This window comes from Kaistella sp. (assembly GCF_049588135.1).
Lineage (GTDB): Bacteria > Bacteroidota > Bacteroidia > Flavobacteriales > Weeksellaceae > Kaistella.
This window is the reverse complement of the sequence record NZ_JBAVFG010000204.1, coordinates 1-4,138: the sequence shown is the minus strand read 5'-3', so window position 1 is coordinate 4,138 and position 4,138 is coordinate 1. Positions and strand designations below refer to the sequence as shown.

General features: G+C 32.8%; 2 protein-coding genes and 1 pseudogene. 1 reads left to right on the top strand and 2 read right to left on the bottom strand.

Annotated elements, in window-relative coordinates; all coding sequences use genetic code 11:
• Together WBY99_RS11180 and WBY99_RS11175 are read right to left on the bottom strand one after the other, a co-directional pair.
• Window positions 1-485 (bottom strand): annotated as a pseudogene (locus WBY99_RS11180) (tail-specific protease); the annotation flags it as partial.
• Window positions 486-645: 160 nt separating this feature from the next.
• A complete protein-coding gene (locus tag WBY99_RS11175; protein WP_423976414.1) occupies window positions 646-2,928 on the bottom strand; it encodes a DUF5686 family protein in 2,283 nt (760 codons plus the stop codon).
• A gap of 219 nt (window positions 2,929-3,147) precedes the next feature.
• On the opposite strand from WBY99_RS11175, the gene surE reads away from it, so the two are divergent.
• Window positions 3,148-3,912, top strand: a complete 765-nt coding sequence (gene surE / locus WBY99_RS11170) for a 5'/3'-nucleotidase SurE (protein WP_423976413.1) — start codon at window positions 3,148-3,150, stop codon at window positions 3,910-3,912.
• Window positions 3,913-4,138: the final 226 nt, after the last annotated feature.

Here is a 4,138-nt window from a genome sequence, read left to right as displayed (position 1 = left end):
ATATATTTCTTCCATTCTGCAGCAAGTTCAGCCTGATTGACAGGATTTTTCTTTTTCTTCGGTTCTAAAACAAGGGTTTCGTCTTCATCTAAATTAATCGGTTTACTTAAAATATCTTGAGTGATTTTATCAATTTCATCAACTCTTTGGTACAAACGATCAACGGTTAATTTATAAAACCTTAAATCTCCTTGATTAAGATAATCATCAAGTTTCGTATAATGCTGTGCAAATTCTGCCATATCGGATTGCAGAAAATATCTTTTTGAATTATCTACCATTTCAAAATAATGCTTGTAAACTTCTTGCGAATAAGCATCATTAATAGGTTTTGGCGAATAATGCAGGTAACTGAGCGTATTTTTCACGCTTACCATAATGGTCGACATTTTCTCGTCGTCATTTTTGGGAGTGTTAAAACAAAACACCAAACTCGTAAGCGGAATAAAAAGCAGTAATCTATTGAGGTTAAATTTTTTGAACATATAGTTGTTAAATAATGTAATGTGTAATTTGTTGAAACTAATCCATAATTGTTACAGGATTTTTCAATGTATCAAAATTAATACCTTATTTACAATAAAATAAGATTTTTAAAACATTTTATTGCGTTATTTCAAATTTATAACAAAAAAAGACAATTGTTTAAAAATAATATTGGAATCCAAACTTAATTCCGAATTTTCTTGCCTCGGGATTTTCAAGATAGTTTCCTCGCCAATTGAAATCTACTCTTAGAATTCGTACGTTTCCAAAACCAATATTTTCAATACCAAACCCATATTCATAATAAGGTTTTTTTTCGGGTGCTGATAAATTTTGATTTCCAACATTCATTAAAATAGAACGCTCAGTCAGGTTTCCAAGAGCCGTTCTGTAAAAACCGACTTCTCTTAATTTTAATTTTTTAATCAAAGGAATATAAGATAAGATCTTTCCGTTAAAATGATGTTCTGCCTGAAAAGTTACATATTGATCCGCCACAAATTCGTAGTAATTCAGCAAAGCAAAAGTATTCGGCATCAAGTTATAAGACTGATTTCCGGGAATTATATTTTGTAAAGCCAACGGAAGTTTATTAAAATTTTTGCCTGCTTCTACATTCAACAGTAGTCTTCCGAAGCTTTTTAAAAGAATCGGTTGAAAATAATACAATTGCAGTTTGCTATAATTAAAATCTGAGTTAAAAACGCCTTCTAATCCCTGCGTATATTTCAACATTATCGTGGGTGCTAAAGTGCTGTGTTCATAACGATCTACGCCATATTGCGAAAAAACTGCGCCTGGTCTTGCGGTAACACTTAGCACTAATTTCGAATCATTCAGTTCAGAATATTGTTGATTATTTTTATAAAAATCTAAAGAAAATTTTTCTGGTAATGCAGATTTAGTCGTTTGGTTTGTGGCATCTAATCGCACTGTGAAATTTTTAAATGGATCAATAGCCGCAAAACCACTCACTTGATTCACGGAACTTAAATAAAAATTACTACCCGAACTCAAAACTCCGGAAGAAGCGAAAGAGCGCGTCATAATTCCCTCGTCTCCTGTAAGTTGCGCACCCAATTGCAAAATATCTCGACGCGTCCCAACTCCCAAAGTGAACCGATTATTTCGGTTAAACATTTTTCTAAATTCGAAGCCATATTTTAGCTGATGATCTTTAAATCCGTAAGCGGTATAAAAAGCTGCCCGCCAAGTGTCATTTGCAGAAAAGTAAGTTCTTGCACCAACTCGCAACCGAAATCCCTCGACTTCATTAAATCCAATAACTGAAAAAATGTCGCCAAAGTCGATGGCTTTAAAAGCATTGTAATATCCGGAGGAAACCACTTCGTAAATTCTGACTGCTTTTTTAAACTGAGGAACATCCTGAAGCTCATCCATCATCGTATAAACATTCGCTTCCGATTTCGATAATTCTTCTTTTCTGTTTTCCTTCCAGTATGCCTCGTCTTTGTTAAATTCTGAATCCGTTAAAGAAGTTACTTTGGTATCAAAAACAGCATCATTTAGTTTCTGATCAAAAAGATAATCGGAAAAAATCACGGTTTTCTTGGCAATAATGCTTTTCGATTTTTCCTTCTTTCCAAAAATCGACATCTGTATTTCCTGATAATTTTTCTTCGGCAAAAAGATGGAATCGCTGGGATTGTCATATTCTAAATCGTAATAAAAACTATTCACAAAATTTACATTGATGCTTTTGGTTGATTTTAAAGTTGCTTTTACTACTGCATAATTCACTTTAGAAATATAAATCACGCCATACATCGACAATACCTCTTTTCTTTTTGGCTCATATTTAATTCGATAACAATCATTTCCATTAATATTTTCTTCACCTAAAAGCTGATAATCATACGCCGAGAAACCATCAGTAGCAATCGGGCTGGTAAATCCAATATTGAAAAAATTCAGGACATTATCATAAATATCAATTTCTTTATAAAGATTTTTGGCGGTATTTGCCATTGCGTCACTACTATTAAGACCTGAGGATTTATTCGCCAAAATCTCCCGCTTTTTTTTTCTCGTAGGTTGGTTTCTACCGAAATTTTTATAAAGGGTTTCATTAAAGTAAACCGGCAATGACAATTGATTGGCTTGATCTAAAGTATCTGCATATTTAAAAATAAAATCAACTTTATTGAAAATCTTTTTATGGGTAAAAGTAGAATCCAGATTAGCCAAATCCAACTCTACTTTTTCGTATTCTTCAAACTGGTAATCCTGAAACTGAGAAAGTCCGTTGCTTTTTTTACGTTTCCAAACTTCTTTTAAAATCTCGAAAGCAGGATTATCTTTCTTTTTTAATTTCTTAGAGGCCTGAATTTGCACTTCATCAATATCAGTTTCTCGAACCTGAGAAAATGAAAAGACAGAAGCCAATACAAGGAAAAGAAAAATAATTCTAAAATATTTCATAAATAATAACAGTCAAACCTCGCTTAAAATTCACGACTTAAACAACTAGCAAAAGTAATGTAAAAATTCAGGTTGTCTTGTAACCTCTTGCTTCTAATTAAAAAAAATAGTATTCGAAGTCTTTCTTTTCATACAATGCTAAAAAAACATTAAACTTTATGAAGAGTACTCGGTTTTCCTTTTTAAAGAATTATTTTTGTGAAAAATCATCTTAAATTTATGAAAAAACCATTAATATTAGTCACCAACGACGACGGAATTACCGCACCAGGAATAAGAAATTTAGTAGAATTTATGAATGAAATCGGCGAAGTCATCGTTGTCGCACCCAATTCACCACAATCGGGAAAAGGCCATGCCATCACGATTGATTCCACTTTAACATTTGAAGAAATCAGTTTAGAAGGTCCGCAAAAAGATTATTCGCTAAGCGGAACTCCCACTGATTGCGTGAAATTTGCTTTAGATAAAATCCTTACCAGAAAACCCGATATCGTGGTCTCAGGAATAAATCATGGTGCCAATTCTTCGATTAACGTTATTTATTCCGGAACCATGAGCGCTGCTATTGAAGCTGGTGTTGAAGGATTGCAGGCAATTGGTTTTTCTTTACTCGATTTTTCTTGGGATGCCGATTTTTCCCAAGCCAAAGAACACATTCAGAATATCGTTAATAAAGTTTTAGAAAACCCTTTGCCAAAAGGCGTTGTCTTAAATGTAAATATTCCGAAACTTGTAAAAGAAGAAATAAAAGGAATAAAAGTTTGCAGACAAGCACATGGAAAATGGGAAGAAAATTTCGATGAAAGAATAAATCCCCATGGTAAAAAATATTATTGGCTTTCAGGCTATTTCAATAATATGGATTCTGGAGACGATGCCGATGAAACTGCTTTGGCAAATGGTTATATCTCCATTGTTCCCGTTAAATTTGATTTGACTGCTCATCAACATTTACAGCAACTTCGAGAAATTTTGGAATAACTTTTTGGGAACGATTTCAAAGACACCAAAAACACAATTCACTTATAATCAATAAATTATAAGATTTTTAATTTTAATAAACTTACGTATATTTCAGAATTAGAGCGCAATTTTATAAGCCAGATTGGTTTTTTTGTTGAAAAGTTTGGTTTATAAAGCAGGGATTAAAAGAGGCAAAATAGAAGATTTTGCTAGGCAAACTTTCAAAGAGATCTTTGTCTGAAAG